Consider the following 19,695-nt stretch of genomic DNA (forward strand, 5'->3'; position numbering starts at 1 on the left):
AGCTCCCGATGTTTCAGCGTTTTGCCGCCCTGCTCCTGCTTGCCGCGTCCCTCATGGGCACGGCAGAGGCCCAGCAGCAACCCCAGACCGACCTGCAGCGCACAAAGCTCTCCGTCGGCTTGTACAAGATCGACGCGCAGGTCGCGCAGACCCCCCTGCAACGGGAAATCGGCCTCATGTTCCGCAAGGAGATGCCGCAGGCCGAAGGCATGATCTTCGTGTTCGACCAGCCGGCCACCCAGTGCTTCTGGATGCGCAACACGCTGCTGCCGCTCACGGCCGCCTTCGTGGCGGACGACGGGCGCATCGTCAACCTGGCCGACATGCAGCCCATGACCGAGAACTCGCACTGCTCCGAAGAGCCGGTTCGTTTCGTGCTCGAGATGAACCAGGGCTGGTTCGCCAAGAAGAACATCAAGAAGGGCGCCAAGCTCGGCGGCGAGCTGTTTGCCGCGGCAAGGCGCTGAGCACGCGCAGCCCCGCCTTCGCCCATGAAAAAAGCCGACCCTCGCGGGTCGGCTTTTTCATTGGAAAACCCCGGTTCAGCCGAAGTTCTTGGCGGCGAAGTCCCAGTTGACCAGCTTGGCCAGGAAGGTCTCGACGAACTTGGGGCGCAGGTTGCGGTAGTCGATGTAGTAGGCGTGCTCCCAGACGTCCACCGTCAGCACCGGCGTGTCGCCGGTGGTGAGAGGCGTGCCGGCCGCGCCCATGTTCACGATGTCCACCGAACCGTCGGCCTTCTTCACCAGCCAGGTCCAGCCCGAGCCGAAGTTGCCCACGGCCGACTTCACGAACGCTTCCTTGAAGGCGTCGTAGCTGCCCCACTTGGCTTCGATGGCCTTGGCCAGCGCGCCCGTGGGAGCGCCGCCGCCCTGGGGCTTCATGCAGTTCCAGAAGAAGGTGTGGTTCCAGATCTGGGCGGCGTTGTTGTAGATGCCGCCGCTGGACTTCCTGACGATGTCTTCCAGGGGCATCGACTCGAACTCGGTGCCCTTTTGCAGGTTGTTGAGGTTCACCACGTAGGCGTTGTGGTGCTTGCCGTAGTGGTACTCGAGGGTTTCCTTCGAGTACTCGGGTGCCAGCGCGTCGAGCGCGTACGGCAGGGGTGGGAGCACATGTTCCATGGTTTTTCTCGTGGGTTGGTTGTGGGGAATGAAGGATTCTAGAAAGGAATCACGGGCCCGGCGTCGGACGCGTTCCCGATTTGCCGGGCATCACGGTCAGATCGACCGAGCCATCGGCAAGGCGTGCAACCACGGCGTCGCCCGGATTCAATTTCTGCGCGCTGACGACCGCGTGGCCGTCGGCATCGGTGAGCAAGGCATAGCCGCGCTGGAGCACCAGCGCCGGATCGAGCAGCTTGAGCCGCAGTGCCACGCGTTCGAGCCGTTCGCGCCGACCGGTCAATGCGCGTTCGAGCTTGCGGGGAAAGTCGGCCGAGATGGATCGTGGAACATGCGCGAGGTGCTGGGTTCTCGAGAGCACGGCATAGCGCAGGCGCTGCGTTTGGTGCGCAAGCCGAAGCTGCTGCCGTGCCACCAATGCCGAGGGCCGCCCGAGCCGGGCCGCCGCCTGGTCCAGCCGCTGGCCCAGCGCGTCGAGCCGCGTGCCCAGCGCGCCTTCCAGCCGATCGGCCAGGAGATCGATCGCGCCGAGCCACATCGCCTGCGGGGCGCTGACGAGTTCCGCGGCAGCCGTTGGCGTGGGTGCGCGCAGGTCGGCGCAAAAATCGGCGATGGTGAAGTCGGTTTCATGCCCCACGCCGCAGATCAGCGGCACCGGGCTTTGGACGATGGTGCGGGCCAGCGTTTCGTCGTTGAACGCCCAGAGATCTTCGATGGAGCCGCCGCCCCGTACCAGCAGGATCACGTCCACTGCAGGTTCCAGGGCGTAAAGGGACTGGAGCGCGCGCACGATCTCCGCCGGTGCACCGGCGCCCTGCACCGCCGCCGGCGCCAGGATGACGGGAATGTGCGGCACCCGGCGCCGCAATGCGGTCACCACGTCGTGCAACGCCGCGGCGCCCAGCGAGGTCACGAGTCCCACCGCGCGAGGCATGGCGGGCAATGGCCGCTTGCGCGCGGGATCGAAAAGCCCTTCGGCTTCGAGCCGTGCCTTGCGTTGCAGGAACTGGTCGAACAGCGCGCCCTGGCCGGCGCGCTGCAGGCTTTCGACCACCAGCTGCAGGTCGCCTCGCGGCTCGTAGACCGCCAGCCGGCCACGCACCTCGACCTGGTCGCCGTCGCGCGGTGAAAAATCGAGCAGGCCGGCCGCGCGCCGGAACATTGCGCAGCGTAGCTGGCCTGAATCATCCTTGAGCGCAAAGTAACAATGCCCGCTCGATGCGCGCGAAAAACCGGAGATTTCACCTCGCACCGCGACCGGGTTGAAGCGGGCGTCGAGCGCACCGGCAACCGCGCGGCACAAGGCGCCGACGGGCCAGACGCGAGGGCCCGGCGTTGTGTGGGAGTCACGGATTGTCACAAAGCGCCCGGACAGCGGGTGACCACTCTTCCACAGTCGTACGACATGCCACAGCACGCGGACCCCATGCCGGGACAGGTGCACGGTTTGTCGTGCAAGCTATTGATTTCATTGACGAAAGTGCTGCTCAAAATTCAGTCGATCTAATGGAACGCCCAAGCCATGCGGGTCGCGGCACGTTGCACAGCGGGTTAATCACAAAGTTATCCACAGAATCTGTGCGTCTTCGCTTACAAGCAAACAAGCCGCATGGCGATGGTGGGCTCGGTGGATAATCGCCGCGCATTTGCAGTCTACGGGCGGGAGGATTTTCTTGTTTTCCATCATAGTTGCCGCGGGCTGGCCCATCTGGCCATTGCTCGCCTGTTCGATCATCGCGCTCGCGCTGGTGATCGAGCGTTTCACCAGCCTCAAGACCGTGAAGGTCCTGCCACCCAAGCTGCTCGACGAAGCCATCACCGTCTCGCACGGGTCCGTGCCGGGGCCCGACGTGGTCACCAAGCTCGAACACAATTCGATGCTCGGGCAGGTGCTGGCCGCCGGTCTCCGCGCGCTCAACGCCAATCCGCGCTGCACCGAGGACGACCTGCGCGCGGCCATGGAAGCCTCGGGCCGCACGGTGGCGCACAAGCTGGAGCGCTACCTGCCCGCTCTGGCCACCATCGCATCGGCGGCACCGCTGCTGGGCCTGCTGGGCACGGTGATCGGCATGATCGAGATCTTCGGCTCGCAGTCGCCCGGTAGCGGCGCGGTGGGTTCGGGCAATCCGGCGCAGTTGGCGCACGGCATCTCGATTGCCTTGTACAACACGGCGTTTGGCCTGATCGTGGCCATTCCGACGCTGATCTTCTGGCGCTATTTCCGCAGCCGGGTGGACGAATACCTGCTGAACCTCGAGCTCTCCGGCGAGCGCTTCGCGCGCCACCTGAACGCACTGCGGAAATGATGGATCCTTCGCTTGCCACCGCGCGTGCTGCGCTGCCGGCCGGAGGCCCGCGATGAGCCGCGGCCGCATGCAGTTTCGCCACGGCGCGCGCGACGAACCCGAGATCAACCTGATCCCGTTCATCGACGTGCTGCTGGTCGTTCTCATCTTCCTGATGCTCTCGACGACCTACAGCAAGTTCACCGAAATGCAGCTGCGCCTGCCGACGGCCGACGTCGATTCGCAGCGCGACTACCCCAAGGAAGTGATCGTCGCGGTGTCCGCCGACGGCCGCTATTCGATCAACAAGACGCCGCTGCCGGACCGCAACGTGGCCACCGTGGCCGCGGCGCTGGGTGCGGCCGCCACGGGCGGCAAGGACAGCGTGGTCATCATCAGTGCCGACGCCAGCAGCCCGCACCAGTCCGTGATCACGGTGATGGAGGCCGCACGCCGCGCCGGCCTGGTGCAGATCACGTTCGCAGCCCAGTCGACGGCGCAAGCAGGGCACTGAGTGCCGTTGCAGCGAGCCTGGTTGCATCGCGGTGCCCTGGCGTGCCTGCTGTGGCCGCTGTCGATGCTCTATGCAGCGCTGTTCGCGCTGCGGCGTTGGCTTTATCGCCGGGGGTGGCTCCAGACCGGGCATGTGCCGGTGCCGGTGATCGTCATCGGCAACGTCATTGCCGGCGGCGCCGGCAAGACGCCGGTCGTGATGGCCGTGGTTCGGCATCTGCAGGCCCGCGGCTTGCGCGCCGGCGTGGTGTCGCGCGGCTACGGCCGCCGCACGGACGACTGCCGCGAAGTGCTGGGCGAGAGCGACCCGCAAGACGTGGGCGATGAGCCGGCGCTGATCCACCGGGCCACGGGCGCGCCGGTGTTCGTGGCGAGGCGCCGCATCGACGCCGCACGCGCGCTGCTGGCCCGGCACCCGGCCGTGCAGGTCATCGTGAGCGACGACGGGCTGCAGCACCTGGCGCTCGGGCGCGACATCGAGGTCTGCGTGTTCGACGACCGCGGCGTCGGCAACGGCTGGCGGCTGCCCGCGGGACCCTTGCGCGAGCGCTGGCCGCGCCGATGCGACCTGGTGCTCCACAGCGGCGCGCATCCCGCATTCGAGGGCGGCTACACCGCCACCCGCGGCCTGGCGGACGACGCGGTTGCAAGCGATGGCCAGCGCGTGCCGCTGGACGTCCTGGCCGCGAAGCCGGTGATCGCGCTCGCCGCCATCGCACGGCCGCAAGCCTTCTTCGACATGCTGCGTGCCCGCGGCTTCGTGCTGGCCCAGACGATCGCGCTGCCCGACCACTTCGACTTTGCCGGATGGCAACGCCCTGCCGCGCCTGGATATCCTCTGGTCTGTACCGAGAAAGACGCCGTCAAATTGTGGCGACAGGCGCCGGATGCGCTGGCCGTGCCGCTGCGCTTCGCACCCGAGCCTGGTTTCTTCGCAGCGCTCGATGCAAAGCTATCATCGCTCGATGGATCCCAAGCTGCTTGAACTGCTCGTCTGCCCTGTCACCAAGGGCCCGCTGACCTGGAACCCGGAGAAACAGGAGCTCTGTTCGCGCAGCGCGCGCCTGGCCTATCCGGTGCGCGATGGCATTCCCGTGCTGCTCGAGAACGAGGCGCGCACGCTGTCCGACGAAGAGCTGGGGCTGTGAGCTTCACCGTCCTGGTGCCCGCACGGCTCGCTTCGACGCGGCTTCCCGACAAGCCGCTGGCGGATATTGCCGGCCTACCGATGGTGGTGCGTGTCGCCCGCCGCGCGAGCCACTCGGGCGCCGCGCGCGTGGTCGTGGCGGGCGACGATCCGTCGATCATCTCGGCCTGCAGGGCACACGGCGTCGAAGCCATCCTGACGCGCCAGGATCACGCCAGCGGCACCGACCGGCTGGCCGAAGCCTGCGAACAGCTGGGCCTGGACGGCAACGACATCGTCGTCAACGTGCAGGGCGACGAACCGCTGATCGACCCGGCGCTGATCGACGCGGTGGCCTCGACGCTGGCGGCGCATCCGGAAGCCGCCATGAGCACGGCGGTGCACGAGATCGATTCGCTGGACGACTTCCTGAACCCGAACGTGGTGAAGGCCGTACTCGACGCCGGCGGCAACGCGCTCTACTTCAGCCGCGCGCCCATCCCCTGGTGGCGCGACGGCGCCACCGGGGGCGCACCGCCGCGCGTGCTGCCCTCGCCTGCGCCGCTGCGCCATATCGGCATCTACGGCTACCGCGCCGCTTTCGTGCGCATGTTTCCTTCACTGGCGTCCGCGCCCATCGAGTCCACCGAAGCGCTCGAGCAGTTGCGCGCGCTGTGGCACGGCCATCGCATCGCCGTGCATGTGAGCCAGACCGCGCCCGGACCGGGCATCGACACGCCCGAAGACCTTGCCCGGGTGCGGGCGGTCTTCGCGGCCCGCCAGGCGCCCTGAAACCCATCCGCTCCAGCGGCGTAACCGGGAATTCTTCACGCTGACGCATGCTATCCTCGACGCAATTCCGCCTTGCACGGCCCTGGGGCCGGCGCTGGGCGCGACACAAGATCTAAGAACCGTCCGAGGACACCATGAGACTAATTTTGCTGGGCGCGCCCGGGGCGGGCAAAGGCACGCAAGCGGCCTTCATCTGCCAGAAATACGGCATTCCTCAAATTTCCACCGGCGACATGCTGCGCGCGGCCGTCAAGGCCGGCACGCCGCTCGGACAACAGGCCAAGGCCATCATGGAATCCGGTGGCCTCGTGAGCGACGACCTGATCATCAACCTCGTGAAGGAACGCATCGCGCAGCCCGATTGCGCCGATGGCTTCCTGTTCGACGGATTCCCGCGCACCATTCCGCAAGCCGACGCCATGAAGGCGGCGGGCGTCAAGCTCGACTACGTGCTCGAAATCGATGTGCCCTTCAGCGACATCATCGAACGCATGAGCGGCCGGCGTTCGCATCCGGCATCGGGCCGCACCTACCACGTGAAGTTCAACCCGCCCAAGGTCGAAGGCAAGGACGACGTGACGGGCGAGGACCTGATCCAGCGCAAGGACGACGAGGAAGAAACCGTGCGCAAGCGCCTGGAGGTCTACAGCCAGCAGACGCGTCCGCTGGTGGACTATTACTCGGCCTGGGCCAAGGAAGACCCGGCCGCGGCGCCGAAGTACCGCGCCATCAAGGGCGTGGGTACCGTCGACGAGATCACCCAGCGCGCCCTGGCTGCCCTCGGCAGCTGAACGCGAGCCGCATCAAGCGGCCGCCGGCTCCTCGCTCAGTTCCAGCATCAGGGCGATGCGCGCCTTGACCGGCGTGAGTGCGCCGGCATCGCGCAAGCGATCGTCCGCCCTTGGCAGGATGCGTCCGCTCGTGCAGCGTGTGGCACGGAGCACCGCCACGCCAGCGTCCTGCGCACGCAGCGCAGCGGCTTCCAGCGCGTGGTGCACCGTGCCGTTGCCGGTCGCCGCAATGACGAGTCCGTGCATCGGCTCGGCCACGCCCGCCGCGCGCTCCTGCAGCAGCATGTCGATGACCGCGCCGCTCGCACCGGCATGGCTCGTCACGATCTCGACCCTGGCCCAGCGCAGCGCCGCGCCTACGTTCGCTGCCAGCATTTTCGAGTGGGCGTTCCCCGTCGATCGCGGCCAGTCCCGAAGACGCCGCACCACGCCCTCTTCCACGTAGCCCACCGGGCCCGCATCGCCCGATGAGAACGCATCGGGACGGTAGGTGTGCACCTTCTGCACGTCCGGTGCGCCGTGGACCGTGCCGGCGCAAACCACCGTCACGCCCTCTGCACCCGGCGTGGCCGCCACCGCAATGGCATCGCGCACATTCTGGGGACCGTCGGGCGACAGCGAGCTTGCGGGACGCATGGCGCAGGTCAGCACCACCGGCTTGCCGGCGGCGAGCACCGAGTGGAGAAAGAAAGCGGTCTCTTCGATGGTGTCTGTTCCGTGCGTGATCACCACGCCAACCACGTCGGCCTCCGAGAGCCACGCGGCGCAGCGACGGGCAAGTTGCAGCAGGACATCGAATTCCATGTCCTTGCTGTCGAGCTGCGCCACCTGCTCCGCTTCGAGCGACAGGCCTTCGGGGGCGTCGATGCCGCCGAGCAGGTCCGCGACGCCGACCTCGCCCGCGGTGTAGCCGATGTTGTCGCCTTCACTGGCAGCGCGGCCCGCGATGGTGCCGCCCGTGCCCAGCACCACGACGCGGCGCACGTTCGGTGAATTGGAATTGACCATGCTTGCCAACTTTTAAAAACTGGTTAAAAATACAGCTACTGGATATTCAGCCAGTGCCGCAAGGAACCATCTATGCAGTTCGCCGTGAAGCTTACCGCCCGCCAGCAGCAAATCCTGGACTTGATCCAAAGCGCCATTGCGCGTACCGGCGCGCCGCCCACGCGGGCCGAGATCGCCAATGAACTCGGCTTCAAGTCCGCCAACGCGGCCGAAGAACACCTGCAGGCGCTGGCCCGCAAGGGTGTGATCGAACTCGTGAGCGGCACTTCGCGCGGCATCCGCCTCAAGGGCGATGCGCTGCGCTCGCTCAACGAGTCGCGCAACAACCAGTTCTCCCTTTCGCTGCCCGGCATGGCGCAGCTGGCGCTGCCGCTCATCGGCCGCGTTGCGGCGGGCTCGCCCATCCTGGCGCAGGAGCACGTCGACCAGACCTACTACGTCGAGAACACGCTGTTCCAGCGCCAGCCCGACTATCTGCTGAAGGTGCGCGGCATGTCCATGCGCGACGCCGGCATCATGGACGGCGACCTGCTCGCGGTGCAGGCCACCAAGGAAGCGCGCAACGGACAGATCGTGGTCGCCCGCCTCGGCGACGAAGTCACGGTCAAGCGCCTCAAGCGCAACAAGCAGGTCATCGAGCTGCATGCCGAGAACCCCGACTACCCGACCATCGTGGTCCAGCCCGGTGAACCTTTCGAGATCGAAGGCCTGGCGGTCGGCCTCATCCGCAACACGATGCTGATGTAGGCCCCTCGGGCCTGCACAGGCAGCACCCCATCCGGCCGCAACAGGTGGCGGGCGTATGGCGCAAGGTCGCCATCACCCTGTTTGCGTCCCTTCAAAGAAATCCTGCCTGTGTTCAACCTCAGACTTTCTTGGAGTTCACATGGGAATCGCCCTCCTCACCATCGTCGATTTGTGGATGCCTCTGCAATCGCTCGCAAACCGCCTGCTGCCGGCGCGCCGTCCGCGTCACCGCGATGGCGGCACTGCATCCACGGCCCTGCGCCATGCCGCGGTACGACCGGCCTGCACGGCCCGGCCCCAAGGTGCGCCGGCTCCCAAGACGGCGCCGGCGCCGAGCCGGCCGCTTCGCGTCATCCGGGTGGTCGACGGGCCCCAGGGTGAAAAACGCAGCACCAACCGCGTGGTGATCTCCGGCCGCATGGCAGACGTCTGCGCCGAACTCGACCGGCTCGCCGCGCTCGAAGCCATGGAGGCGCTGCGCACCGCGCCCCGCCCCACGCACCTGCACTGACCCCCGCACACCCCGGTGACCCTGGCCGGGCGCGGGTATCCAAACGTTCACGCGCGCGCCATGCCAATGCTGCGAGGCACAATGGCACGCCATGAACATTGTGATCCTCGACGATTACCAGGACGCCGTGCGCAAGCTGCGCTGCGCCGCCAAGCTGGACGCGTACGCGGCCAAGGTCTACACCAACACGGTCAAGGGCATCGGCCAGCTTTCGGTTCGCCTGAAGGATGCCGACGTCATCGTGCTGATCCGCGAACGCACCCACATCTCGCGCCAGCTGATCGAAAAACTCCCCAAGCTCAAGCTCATCTCGCAGACCGGGCGCGTGGGCGGCCACATCGACGTCACGGCCTGCACCGAGCGCGGCGTAGCAGTGGCCGAGGGCACCGGCTCTCCCCAGGCGCCCGCGGAGCTGACATGGGCGCTGATCATGGCGGCCATGCGCCGCCTGCCGCAGTACATCAGCAACCTCAAGCACGGCGCGTGGCAGCAGTCGGGGCTCAAGTCGGCCTCGATGCCGCCCAATTTTGGGCTCGGCTCGGTGCTCAAGGGCAAGACGCTGTGCATCTGGGGCTACGGGCGCATCGGCCAGCTGGTGGCGCGCTACGGGCAGGCCTTCGGCATGCAGGTGGTCATCTGGGGCCGCGAAGCCAGTTGTGCCAAGGCCCGGTCGGACGGCTTCCAGGTGGCACAGAACCGCCAGGAATTCTTTGCCGCCGCCGACGTGCTGTCCGTTCACCTGCGGCTCAACGAGGAGACCACCGGCCTGGTCAAGCTCGAAGACCTTTCGCGCATGAAGCCGACCGCACTCTTCGTCAACACCTCGCGCGCCGAGCTGGTGGAGGCCGACGCGCTGCTGGCCGCGCTCAATCGCGGCCGTCCGGGGCTGGCTGCCGTCGACGTGTTCGAGAGCGAACCGCCGCTTCAGGGCCATGCGCTGCTGCGCCTGGAGAACTGCATCTGCACGCCGCACATCGGCTATGTCGAACAGGACAGCTACGAGAGCTACTTCGGCCAGGCTTTCGACAACGTCGTGAGCTTCATCAAGGGCAATCCCACCAACATCGTGAATCCCGGCGCCCTGCAGGTTCGCCGGTGATCGCATGAGCCGCCGGGTCGCCCCAGGGCCGATCGCACAACCGAAGGCGAAGGTCCTCCAGTGACCCGGGCCGCTCACCGGGGCGCGCTCTGGGCGCTGCTGGCCGGCAATTTCGTGATCGGCACCGGCGTGATGGTGGTGCCCGGCACCTTGAACGAAATCAGCACCTCGCTCGCGGTGAGCGTCGCCACCGCGGGCCAGCTGATCACGGTCGCCGCGGTCGTGATGTGCCTCGGCGCCCCACTGCTGGCGGCGGTGGTCGCGGGCTGGGACCGCCGCCAGTTGCTCGCCCTCACGCTCGTCTGGTATGCCCTCGGGCATGTGGTTGCGGCCCTGATGCCGAGCTTCGGCGCGCTGCTGCCGGTGCGCATGCTCACGGTGGTGGCGCCGGCCATCTTCACGCCCCAGGCGGCAGCCTGCGCCGGCATGCTGGTGCCGCCGGAGCAACGTGGTCGCGCGGTGACCTTCGTCTTTCTCGGCTGGTCGATGGCCTCGGTGCTGGGCCTGCCGATCGGGGCACTGATCGGCGGGCACCTGGGATGGCGCATGGCCTTCACCGCGGTTGCACTGCTCAGCGTGGCAAGCGCAGCCTCCATCTGGCTGACACTGCCGCGCGATATCCGGCCTGCGGCGCTGACGGCCGCCGCATGGTCGCGCGTGCTGCGCAGCCCGGTGCTGATGGGCATCGTGTCCGTCACGGCGCTCCAGGGTGCCGGCCAGTTCGTCCTGTTCAGCTATTTCGGGCCCTTGCTGAAGCGCAACTTCGGCGCCGACCCCACCACGCTGAGCTTGATGTGGGCCCTGTTCGGCACCTGCGGCCTCGTGGGCAACATGCTGGTGAGCCGGTTCATCGACCGCGTGGGCGGCGGCCGCATGGTGCTCGTGACCAGTTCGCTGATTGCGCTCAGCCTCTTCCTGTGGCCTTGGGCCGCCACGCTCCCATGGCTTGCGGCGGTGCTCGTGCCCTGGGGCCTGGGCTGCTTCGCGACCAATTCGGCGCAGCAGGCGCGCCTGGTGGGCCTCGCCCCGGCGCTCGCGCCGGGCTCCGTGGCCTTGAACAGCTCGGGCATCTACATCGGCCAGGCCGTCGGTGCCGGGCTCGGCGGATGGCTGCTCGCCAACGACGCGGTCGCATGGATGAACTGGGTCGGTTTCGCCTTGCTGCTGCTGGCCATCGGCCTGAGCGTGGCCATCGATCGCAGCCGCCGCGCGGCCTGACCGGCAGGGACCCGCGTAAAACCCGGCACGCCCCGGCGGCGCATGGCTGCAAAATCGAAGGCTGCGCAAACTCCGGGCCAGCGGCTGCCGGCGGGACCGGATCCATCAACCAGCGAGAATCTTTTTCCAATGACAGTGAACTACAAACGGATCGGCGTCGTCGGCGCCGGCGCCATGGGCCGAGGCATCGCACAGATCGCCGCCCAGGCGGGCAGCGACGTGCTGCTGCTCGACAGTTTTGCAGGCGCCGCCGAGCGTGGGCGCGAAGCCCTGGCGGCCCAATGGAACAAGCTCCACGAGAAGGGGAAGATCGACGCCGCGGCGCGCGATGCGCAGATCGCCCGCGTCAAGGCGGTCGGTTCGGTGGCCGACCTCGCCCCCTGCGACCTCGTGATCGAAGCGGTGGTCGAAGACCTCGAAGTCAAGCGCTCGCTGTTCCGCGAACTCGAAGCAGTGGTCGCGCCCACGGCCACGCTCGTCACCAACACCTCGTCGCTGTCGGTCACGGCCATTGCCGCCGTGCTCGAGCGGCCGGAGCGGGTCGCGGGCTTTCACTTCTTCAACCCCGTGCCGCTGATGAAGGTGGTCGAGGTGGTGGCCGGCTTCAAGACCTCGGCCGATGTCTGCAAGCAGCTGGCCGGCTACGCGGTGCAGATGGGCCACAGCGCGGTGCAGGCACAGGACACGCCGGGCTTCATCGTCAACCACGCCGGGCGCGGCTATGGCACCGAGGCACTGCGCATCGTGGGCGAAGGCGTGGCCGACTTCGCCACCGTCGACCGCATCCTCAAGGAGCAGGCCGGCTTTCGGCTCGGCCCGTTCGAACTGCTGGACCTGACGGCGCTCGACGTGTCGCACCCGGTGATGGAATCGATCTACCGCCAGTACTACGAAGAGCCCCGCTTTCGTCCCAGCGTGATCACGGCCCAGCGCCTCGCGGCGGGCGTTCTGGGGCGCAAGACCAACGAGGGCTTCTACAAGTACCACGATGGCGTGATGCAGCAGGTGCCCGAAGCCGCGCCGCCCGCCGTGGCCGCGCTGCCGGCGGTCTGGGTCTCGCCACGCGCCGCGCGCAGGGCCGACCTGCTGCGGCTGGTGAATGCGCTCGGCGCGCAGATCGACAGCGGCGCCGCAGCGGCGTCCACTTCGCTCATCCTCGTGGCACCGCTGGGCTTCGACGTGACCACGGTGGCTGCTGTCGAGCGCCTGGACGCCACGCGCACCGTCGGCATCGACATGCTGATCGACGATGCCGCGACCAGGCGCCGCGTGCTCGCCACCAACCCGGCCACGCGGCGCGACATCCGCGACGCGGCGCATGCGCTCTTTGCACGCGACGGCAAGGCCGTGAGCGTGATCCGCGACAGCGGCGGCTTCGTCACGCAGCGCGTGATCGGCACCATCGTGAACATCGCGGCCGACATGTGCCAGCAGCGCGTCTGTTCGCCGGCCGATCTCGAGACCGCGGTCCAGCTGGGCCTCGGCTACCCGCGCGGCCCGCTGGCCATGGGCAACCTGTACGGCCCCACCAACATGCTCGAAGTGCTGTTCAACCTGCAGACCGTCTACGGCGATCCGCGCTATCGCCCGAGCCCGTGGCTGCGCCGCCGCGGCGCGCTGGGCCTGAGCCTGCTGCACGAAGAAGAATAAGCAAACCCCAAGGAAAGCATCACCGCGATGACCGCCGAACTGAAGAGCACCAGCGAGGGACGCACCATGGTGCTCACCATTGCCAACCCGACCCAGCGCAATGCGCTGGGCCCCGAGATCTACGCCGCGGGCATCGAGGCGCTCAACGGCGCCGAGAGCAGCGATGAAATCCGCAGCGTGGTCATCGTGGGCGAAGGCGCATGGTTCTGTGCCGGCGGCTCGCTGCAGCGGCTCTCCGACAACCGCCAGCGCGACCCTTCGGTGCAGGCCGAAAGCATCGAGGGCCTGCACAACTGGATCGACTCCATCCGCGCCTTTCCCAAGCCGATCATCGCGGCGGTGGAAGGCGCGGCGGCCGGCGCCGGTTTCTCGCTCGCGCTGGCCTGCGATTTCGTCGTGGCGGCGCGCGACGCGGTCTTTGCGGCGTCGTACAGCAACGTGGCGCTGTCGCCCGACGGCGGCCTGAGTTGGCACCTGGGCCAGGCACTGCCACGCCAGTTGGCGAGCGAGTGGCTGATGTGCGGCGAGCGCATCGGCGCGCCGCGGCTGCATGCGCTCGGTTTCGTCAACGAACTGAGCGAAAACGGCCAGGCACTGGCCGGCGCGCTGGCATTGGCCACCCGGCTCAACGCACGCGCACCGAACTCGCTGGCCAGCATCAAGGAGCTGCTGAGCGAGGCGCGCGGCACCACGTTCGCGTCGCAGCTCTCGCAGGAGCGCGACCACTTCGTGCGCAACCTCCACCATCCGAATGCCGGCATCGGCATAGCGGCATTCCTCGACAAGAAGCCTCCGCAGTACGAGTAGCGGCCCCAGGTCGCTCTCGTGACACCCTCCAGCCTTTCAGTCGCCGACAGGACAGACCAATGGACGACCCCATTCTTACCATCGAAGAACGTGAAGCGATCAACAGTGGTCGCTGGTTTTCTTCTTTATCTCCCTCGCTGCGGCACGACATTCTCCGATGCGCATTCGTCAAACGCTACAAGGACGGCGACCTGATCGCCGCCCGCGGCGATCCACCCGACCACTGGATTGCCTGCGCCAAGGGCGCGGTGCGCGTGAGCTCCACGGCCGTGTCGGGCAAGCAGGTGACGCTGACCTACGTGGAGCCGGGCATCTGGTTCGGCGACGTGGCGATGTTCGACGGGGACCGGCGCACGCACGACGCCTATGCACATGGGGACACCACCAACCTGTGCGTGGCGCGCGCCGATTTCCAGAAGATCCTGGCCACGCACGTGGAGCTGTACGAGGCGCTGATGCGGCTGCAGGCGCGCCGCATCCGCACCCTCTTCGGGCTGGTGGAAGACCTCAACACCCTGCCCTTGCGCGCACGGCTTGCCAAGCAGCTCATTCACCTGGTGCGCAGCTACGGCGTGCCCAACCTGGAAGACGGCAGCCAGATGCGCATCGGGCTGCAGCTGGCGCAGGAAGAGCTTGCGCAGCTGCTCGGCGCATCGCGCCAGCGCGTGAACCAGGAACTCAAGACCATGGAACGCGAGGGCACCATCCGCATCGAGCCGGCCGGCCTCGTGGTGCTGGACCGCGTGGCATTGATGCGCGTTTCCGAAGCGGACATCTGACATGAGCCAGGACTTCTCCAACTTCATCGGCACCCGCGCCGTTTCGCAGCAGCACGCCTTCGACGTCGATGTGCTCGCGGCGTGGCTCGAGAAGAATCTCGACGGTTTCAAGGGCCCGCTGACGGTCGAGATGTTCAAGGGCGGCCAGTCCAACCCGACCTACAAGCTCCTCACGCCCACGCAGAGCTACGTGATGCGCGCCAAGCCCGGACCCGTCGCCAAGCTGCTGCCTTCGGCCCATGCGGTGGAACGCGAGTTCAAGGTCATGAGCGGGCTTGCCGGCACCGACGTGCCCGTGCCGCGCATGCACTGCCTGTGCGAAGACGAATCCGTCATCGGCCGCGCCTTCTACGTCATGGAGTTCATGCAGGGCCGCGTGCTCTGGGACCAATCGCTGCCCGGCATGGGCAATGCCGAACGCGCGGCCTATTACGACGAGATGAACCGCGTCATCGCCGCGCTGCACACCGTGAAGTTCGCCGAGCGCGGCCTGGCGGACTACGGCAAGCCCGGCAACTATTTCGAGCGCCAGATCGGCCGCTGGAGCAAGCAGTACAAGGCCTCGACCGATGGCGCCGGCGACCTGTCGCAGCCGATCGAAGCCATGGAGCGACTGATCGACTGGCTCCCCGCCCACATGCCGGCGAGCGCGCGTGACGAGAGCAAGGTTTCCATCGTCCATGGCGACTACCGCCTGGACAACGTGATGTTCCACGCCACCGAACCGCGCATCATCGCGGTGCTCGACTGGGAGCTTTCCACGCTGGGCCATCCGCTGGCGGACTTCAGTTACCACTGCATGTCCTGGCACATGCCGCCCACCACCGGCCGCGGCATCGGCGGCGTGGATGTCGCGTCGCTGGGCATCCCCACCGAGAGCGAATACATCCGCCGCTACTGCGAGCGCACGCGCATCAGCACGCCCGAGGCGCTGGCGCCCGACTGGAATTTCTACCAGGCCTACAACCTGTTCCGCATGGCCGCGATCCTGCAAGGCATTGCCAAGCGGGTCGAGGCCGGCACCGCATCGAGCGAGCAAGCCGTGGCGTCCGCCCGCGGCGCGCGACCGATGGCCGAAATGGCCTGGCAGTTTGCCCAGAAGGCGTAGCTGCCGCATACCCCCACCAGGAGACAACAGATGGACTTCGAATACTCGGCAAAAACCAAGGAACTCCAGAAGCGCGTGAGCGCCTTCATGGACGCGCACATCTATCCGGCCGAAGCCGAGTATTCGGCCGAACTGGCCGCCAACACCGCCGCCGGCAAGCGCTGGACCGCGCTCCAGACGGTCGAGAAGGTCAAGGAAAAAGCCAAGGCCCAGGGCCTGTGGAACCTGTTCCTGCCGGTCGACAGCGCGGCTGCCTCGGGCTATGACGGCGCCGGCCTCACCAACCAGGAATACGCGCCCCTGGCCGAGATCATGGGCCGGGTGCCATGGGCCTCGGAAGCCTTCAACTGCTCGGCGCCGGACACCGGCAACATGGAGACCATTGCCCGCTACGGCTCGGAAGCCATCAAGGCACGCTGGCTCAAGCCGCTGCTCGAGGGCCAGATCCGCTCGGCCTTTGCAATGACCGAGCCCGACGTTGCATCGAGCGATGCCACCAACATCTCGACCCGCATCGAACGCCAGGGCGACGAGTACGTGATCAACGGCCGCAAGTGGTGGATCTCGGGTGCCGCCGATCCGCGCTGCGCCGTGTTCATCACCATGGGCAAGAGCGATCCGGACGCACCGAGGCATTCGCAGCAGAGCATGGTCATCGTGCCAGCGGACGCCAAGGGCATCCGCATCGTGCGCCCGCTCAACGTCATGGGCTACGACGACGCGCCGCACGGCCACGTCGAGATGTACTTCGAGAACGTGCGCGTGCCGGTCGACAACATCCTGCTCGGCGAAGGCCGCGGCTTCGAGATCGCGCAAGGCCGCCTCGGCCCCGGACGCATCCACCACTGCATGCGCCTCATCGGCCTGGCGGAGCGCGCGCTCGAACTCATGTGCAAGCGCGCCTCCTCGCGCGTGGCCTTCGGCAAGACGGTGGCTTCGCAGACGGTGACGCAGGAACGCATCGCCGAGGCACGCTGCAAGATCGACATGGCGCGCCTGCTCACGCTCAAGGCCGCATGGCTCATGGACGTGGCCGGCAACAAGGTCGCCAAGAACGAGATCGCGATGATCAAGGTGGTGGCACCAAGCATGGCCTGCCAGGTGATCGACTGGGCGATGCAGGTGCATGGCGGCGGCGGCATGAGCGACGACTTTCCGCTGGCCTACGCCTACGCCGGTGCGCGCACGCTGCGCTTTGCCGACGGACCGGACGAAGTGCACCGCAATGCGATCGCGAAGTGGGAGCTGGGCAAGTACGCGCCAGCCAAGGCCGACGCCGAGCCGCCGGTCACCCGCTTCTGATTTGCCTTGCCCCCTCTCCTTCCGGGAGAGGGTTGGGGTGAGGGCCGACGGCGCCAAAAGCGCCCCGGCCCTTTTTCTTTTTCAGAGCTTCTTCTGCAGAAAAACCGCGTGCCCGAACGCCGGGTCGAGCTGATAGCCCGCGAAGCCTTCGCGCTCGTAGCTGCGCAGCGCAGGCGCATTGCCCGAGAGCACTTCGAGCGTGAGCTTGCAGGCGCCCCGCGCCCTCGCCTCCTGCTCCACGCGCGCGAACATGCGCTGCACCACGCGCTGGCCGCGATGGCTGGGCAACACGATCACGTCGTGCACGTTGACCAGCGGCCGGCACGCAAAGGTCGAGAAGCCCTCGATGCAGTTGACCAGCCCGACGGGCTGCGCACCGTCGTAGGCGAGCACGCTGAAGGCCTGCGGCCGTGCGGCCAGCGCCGAGGGCAGCCCCGCGCGCACGCTTGCTTCGAGGGGTGTTCCGCCGCCTGCGGGATCGCGCGCATAGGCGTCGAGCAGATCCACCAGCGCAGCCGCATGCACGGCGTTGCGGTAGTCCGCCAGCACGACTTCGATTGCCGGCGTCACCGCGCGGGCTCGAGGGTTGCAGCGAGGCGCTTTGCTGCGGCCTCCGCCTGCGATGCGTCGCGTGCCTCGACCATCACGCGCACCAATGGCTCGGTGCCGCTCGCGCGGATCAGCACGCGGCCGCTGTCGCCGAGCTCGGCTTCGATGCGCTGCGTCTCGCTGGCCAGCGCGTCGTTGTTCTTCCAGTCCTGTCCCGGCGTCAGCCGGACATTGATCAGGACCTGGGGAAACACCGTCAGGCCGCCGAGCAGCTGCGCCACGGTCTTGCCGCTGCGAACGCAGGCCTGGAGCACCTGCAGCGCGCTCACGATGCCGTCGCCGGTGGTGTGGCGATCGAGCACCAGCAGATGGCCCGAGCCCTCGCCGCCCAGGAGCCAGCCGCGCTTGTCGAGTTCTTCGAGCACGTAGCGGTCGCCGACCTTGGCGCGCACGAACTCGATGCCCTGCCCGCGCAGGGCCACTTCGACGGCCTTGTTGGTCATCAGCGTGCCGACCACGCCCACCGGCTTTTCGCCGCGCGCGATGCGCTCGGCCACGATGAGGTAGAGCAATTCGTCGCCATTGAAGAGACGCCCGCTCGCGTCGACAAGCTGCAGGCGGTCGGCGTCGCCGTCGAGTGCGATGCCGTAGTCGGCCTTCTGCGCCGTCACGGCCGCGACCAGCGCGGCGGGATGCGTGGCGCCGAAGCCCTTGTTGATGTTCAGCCCGTCGGGCGCGCAGCCGATGCTGGTGACCTCTGCGCCCAGTTCGTGGAACACGTTCGGCGCCACCTGGTAGGCCGCGCCGTGCGCCGCGTCGATCACCAGCTTCATGCCGCGAAGGGTCAGGTCGTTGGCGAAGGTGCTCTTGCAGAACTCGATGTAGCGGCCGGGTGCGTCGTTCAGGCGGCGGGCCTTGCCGAGCTCGCCGGAGGTCGCCCACACGGGAGCCTCCTCGAGCGCGGCCTCCACCGCAAGCTCCCACTCGTCGTCCAGCTTGGTGCCCTGGGCGCTGAAGAACTTGATGCCGTTGTCCGGGTAGGCGTTGTGGCTGGCGCTGATCACCACGCCCAGGCTGGCACGCTGTGCGCGCGTCAGGTACGCCACGCCGGGGGTCGGCAGCGGGCCCAGCAGCACCACGTCGACGCCCGCTGAATTGAAGCCCGATTCGAGCGCGCTTTCGAGCATGTAGCCGGAGATGCGCGTGTCCTTGCCGATCAGCACCGTGGGGCGCGACTCGCTCCTCTTGAGCACGCGGCCCACGGCATGCGCGAGGCGCAGCACGAAGTCGGGGGTGATGGGCGACTGCCCCACCGTGCCGCGGATGCCGTCGGTGCCAAAATATTTTCGGGTCATGGATTCTGTTGCTGTTGTCGATCTTGTGAAGCGTGCGAATCGCCACGGGGCTCTTCGGCCTTCATGGCGCGCCACACCGCAAGTGCGGACACGGTCTCGCGCACGTCGTGCACCCGCACGATGGCCGCGCCGCGTTCCACGGCGAGCACCGCCGCCGCCACGCTGGGCACGACGCGTCCGCTGGCATTCTCGATGCCGCTCACGGCACCGATCGAAGACTTGCGGGACCATCCCAGCAGCAGCGGAAAGCCGGCGCCGAGCAATTCGCGCTGTCGCGCCAGCAAGGCGAAATTCTGCGCCACGGTCTTGCCGAAGCCGATGCCCGGGTCCAGCGCAATGCGCGAGGGATCGATGCCGAGCGCACGCAATTGCGCCAACTGCTGCACCCAGAACGACAGCACCTCGGGCACCACGTCGCCCTGCATGGGCGCGGACTGCATGGTTTGCGGGTCCCGATGCATGTGCATCAGGCAGATGCCGCACGCGGGATGCGCGGCCACGGCTTCGCAGGCGCCTGGCTGGCGCAGCGCCCAGACGTCGTTGACGATGTCGGCGCCGAGTTCGAGCACCGCACGCATCACCTCTGGCTTGTAGGTGTCGACGGACAGCGGCACGTCGAGCCTGACGGCTTCCCGGACCACCGGCAGCACGCGCGCCAGCTCGGCATCGAGCGGCACGGCCGGACTGCCCGGGCGGGTGGATTCACCGCCGATGTCGAGGATGTCGGCGCCTTCCTTCAGCAATTGCTCGCAGTGGCGAAGCGCGGCCTCCGTGGAAGCATGCGCGCCGCCGTCGGAGAAGGAGTCGGGCGTGACATTGACGATGCCCATCACGCGCGGCTGCGCGAGATCGATGGCAAAGCGCGCGGTCTGCCAGGTCGCCAGCGCCGCCGTCATGCGGCACCTTCACTATGGAAAACGGGGCCCGAGGC

At 67.5% G+C, this 19,695-nt stretch carries 22 protein-coding genes; 16 read left to right on the forward strand and 6 right to left on the reverse strand.

From position 1 onward, the window contains the following. Window positions 1-8: 8 nt before the first annotated feature. The gene (locus tag ABID97_RS16935; RefSeq protein WP_354399590.1) at window positions 9-467 is read left to right on the forward strand and encodes a DUF192 domain-containing protein; all 459 of its coding nucleotides are present in this window, start codon (window positions 9-11) and stop codon (window positions 465-467) included. Between the two features lie 75 nt (window positions 468-542). Here ABID97_RS16935 and ABID97_RS16940 read toward each other — a convergent pair whose 3' ends face one another. Both ABID97_RS16940 and xseA read right to left on the reverse strand, forming a co-directional pair. Further along, window positions 543-1,124, reverse strand: coding sequence for a superoxide dismutase (locus ABID97_RS16940; RefSeq protein WP_354399591.1), 582 nt, complete (start codon window positions 1,122-1,124; stop codon window positions 543-545). Between the two features lie 49 nt (window positions 1,125-1,173). Next, entirely contained in the window at window positions 1,174-2,484 is a 1,311-nt protein-coding gene (gene xseA, locus ABID97_RS16945; RefSeq protein WP_354399592.1) for an exodeoxyribonuclease VII large subunit, read from the reverse strand. 313 nt (window positions 2,485-2,797) lie between these two features. On the opposite strand from xseA, the gene ABID97_RS16950 reads away from it, so the two are divergent. The 6 genes from ABID97_RS16950 to adk all read left to right on the forward strand — a co-directional run bounded on the left by ABID97_RS16950 (window position 2,798) and on the right by adk (window position 6,631). Next, window positions 2,798-3,430, forward strand: a complete 633-nt coding sequence (locus ABID97_RS16950; RefSeq protein ID WP_354399593.1) for a MotA/TolQ/ExbB proton channel family protein — start codon at window positions 2,798-2,800, stop codon at window positions 3,428-3,430. A gap of 67 nt (window positions 3,431-3,497) precedes the next feature. After that, complete coding sequence (locus tag ABID97_RS16955) at window positions 3,498-3,923, forward strand: ExbD/TolR family protein (RefSeq protein ID WP_434792608.1); 426 nt, start codon at window positions 3,498-3,500, stop codon at window positions 3,921-3,923. Next, window positions 3,924-4,907 carry a tetraacyldisaccharide 4'-kinase gene (lpxK, locus tag ABID97_RS16960; protein ID WP_354399595.1) on the forward strand — a complete coding sequence of 328 codons (984 nt, stop codon included), beginning with the start codon at window positions 3,924-3,926 and terminating at the stop codon, window positions 4,905-4,907. It abuts the gene before it with no gap. Next, window positions 4,888-5,070 (forward strand): Trm112 family protein, encoded by a 183-nt coding sequence (locus tag ABID97_RS16965; protein ID WP_028260080.1) that lies wholly within the window; start codon window positions 4,888-4,890, stop codon window positions 5,068-5,070. The genes lpxK and ABID97_RS16965 overlap by 20 nt, the downstream gene beginning before the upstream one ends. Then, complete coding sequence (gene kdsB / locus ABID97_RS16970) at window positions 5,067-5,840, forward strand: 3-deoxy-manno-octulosonate cytidylyltransferase (RefSeq protein ID WP_354399596.1); 774 nt, start codon at window positions 5,067-5,069, stop codon at window positions 5,838-5,840. The genes ABID97_RS16965 and kdsB overlap by 4 nt, the downstream gene beginning before the upstream one ends. Window positions 5,841-5,974: 134 nt before the next feature. Further along, window positions 5,975-6,631: an adenylate kinase gene (adk, locus tag ABID97_RS16975; protein ID WP_354399597.1), complete on the forward strand. Its 657-nt coding sequence runs from the start codon at window positions 5,975-5,977 to the stop codon at window positions 6,629-6,631. Window positions 6,632-6,643: 12 nt separating this feature from the next. On the opposite strand, the gene ABID97_RS16980 is transcribed toward adk, so the two are convergent. Next, complete coding sequence (locus tag ABID97_RS16980) at window positions 6,644-7,639, reverse strand: asparaginase (RefSeq protein WP_354399598.1); 996 nt, start codon at window positions 7,637-7,639, stop codon at window positions 6,644-6,646. Window positions 7,640-7,711: 72 nt separating this feature from the next. On the opposite strand from ABID97_RS16980, the gene lexA reads away from it, so the two are divergent. The 9 genes from lexA (at window position 7,712) to ABID97_RS17025 (ending at window position 16,860) form a co-directional block, all read left to right on the forward strand. Further along, on the forward strand, window positions 7,712-8,386 hold the full coding sequence (gene lexA / locus ABID97_RS16985) for a transcriptional repressor LexA (protein ID WP_093023612.1): 675 nt from the start codon (window positions 7,712-7,714) through the stop codon (window positions 8,384-8,386). Window positions 8,387-8,525: 139 nt separating this feature from the next. Then, window positions 8,526-8,897: a hypothetical protein gene (locus tag ABID97_RS16990; RefSeq protein ID WP_354399599.1), complete on the forward strand. Its 372-nt coding sequence runs from the start codon at window positions 8,526-8,528 to the stop codon at window positions 8,895-8,897. 91 nt (window positions 8,898-8,988) lie between these two features. Continuing rightward, entirely contained in the window at window positions 8,989-9,996 is a 1,008-nt protein-coding gene (locus tag ABID97_RS16995; RefSeq protein WP_354399600.1) for a D-2-hydroxyacid dehydrogenase family protein, read from the forward strand. A gap of 60 nt (window positions 9,997-10,056) precedes the next feature. Continuing rightward, complete coding sequence (locus ABID97_RS17000) at window positions 10,057-11,214, forward strand: MFS transporter (RefSeq protein WP_354399601.1); 1,158 nt, start codon at window positions 10,057-10,059, stop codon at window positions 11,212-11,214. A 129-nt stretch (window positions 11,215-11,343) separates the two neighbouring features. Further along, window positions 11,344-12,864: a 3-hydroxyacyl-CoA dehydrogenase gene (locus ABID97_RS17005; protein WP_354399602.1), complete on the forward strand. Its 1,521-nt coding sequence runs from the start codon at window positions 11,344-11,346 to the stop codon at window positions 12,862-12,864. Window positions 12,865-12,891: 27 nt separating this feature from the next. Continuing rightward, window positions 12,892-13,671 (forward strand): oxepin-CoA hydrolase, alternative type, encoded by a 780-nt coding sequence (locus ABID97_RS17010; protein WP_354399603.1) that lies wholly within the window; start codon window positions 12,892-12,894, stop codon window positions 13,669-13,671. A gap of 59 nt (window positions 13,672-13,730) precedes the next feature. Continuing rightward, a complete protein-coding gene (locus ABID97_RS17015; protein WP_055796788.1) occupies window positions 13,731-14,450 on the forward strand; it encodes a Crp/Fnr family transcriptional regulator in 720 nt (239 codons plus the stop codon). A gap of 1 nt (window position 14,451) precedes the next feature. Continuing rightward, window positions 14,452-15,558, forward strand: coding sequence for a phosphotransferase (locus ABID97_RS17020; RefSeq protein WP_354399604.1), 1,107 nt, complete (start codon window positions 14,452-14,454; stop codon window positions 15,556-15,558). Between the two features lie 30 nt (window positions 15,559-15,588). After that, a complete protein-coding gene (locus ABID97_RS17025; protein ID WP_354399605.1) occupies window positions 15,589-16,860 on the forward strand; it encodes an acyl-CoA dehydrogenase family protein in 1,272 nt (423 codons plus the stop codon). 81 nt (window positions 16,861-16,941) lie between these two features. Here the strand turns inward: ABID97_RS17025 and ABID97_RS17030 are convergent, their stop codons facing one another. The 3 genes from ABID97_RS17030 to folP are packed head-to-tail and all read right to left on the reverse strand — an operon-like array spanning window position 16,942 to window position 19,660. Next, window positions 16,942-17,430 carry a GNAT family N-acetyltransferase gene (locus ABID97_RS17030; RefSeq protein ID WP_354399606.1) on the reverse strand — a complete coding sequence of 163 codons (489 nt, stop codon included), beginning with the start codon at window positions 17,428-17,430 and terminating at the stop codon, window positions 16,942-16,944. Next, window positions 17,427-18,764: a phosphoglucosamine mutase gene (gene glmM / locus ABID97_RS17035; RefSeq protein WP_354399607.1), complete on the reverse strand. Its 1,338-nt coding sequence runs from the start codon at window positions 18,762-18,764 to the stop codon at window positions 17,427-17,429. The genes ABID97_RS17030 and glmM overlap by 4 nt, the downstream gene beginning before the upstream one ends. After that, entirely contained in the window at window positions 18,761-19,660 is a 900-nt protein-coding gene (folP, locus tag ABID97_RS17040; protein ID WP_354399608.1) for a dihydropteroate synthase, read from the reverse strand. The genes glmM and folP overlap by 4 nt, the downstream gene beginning before the upstream one ends. Between the last annotated feature and the right edge of the window lie 35 nt (window positions 19,661-19,695).

This window comes from Variovorax sp. OAS795 (genome assembly GCF_040546685.1).
In the GTDB taxonomy this organism is placed as follows: Bacteria; Pseudomonadota; Gammaproteobacteria; order Burkholderiales; family Burkholderiaceae_C; genus Variovorax.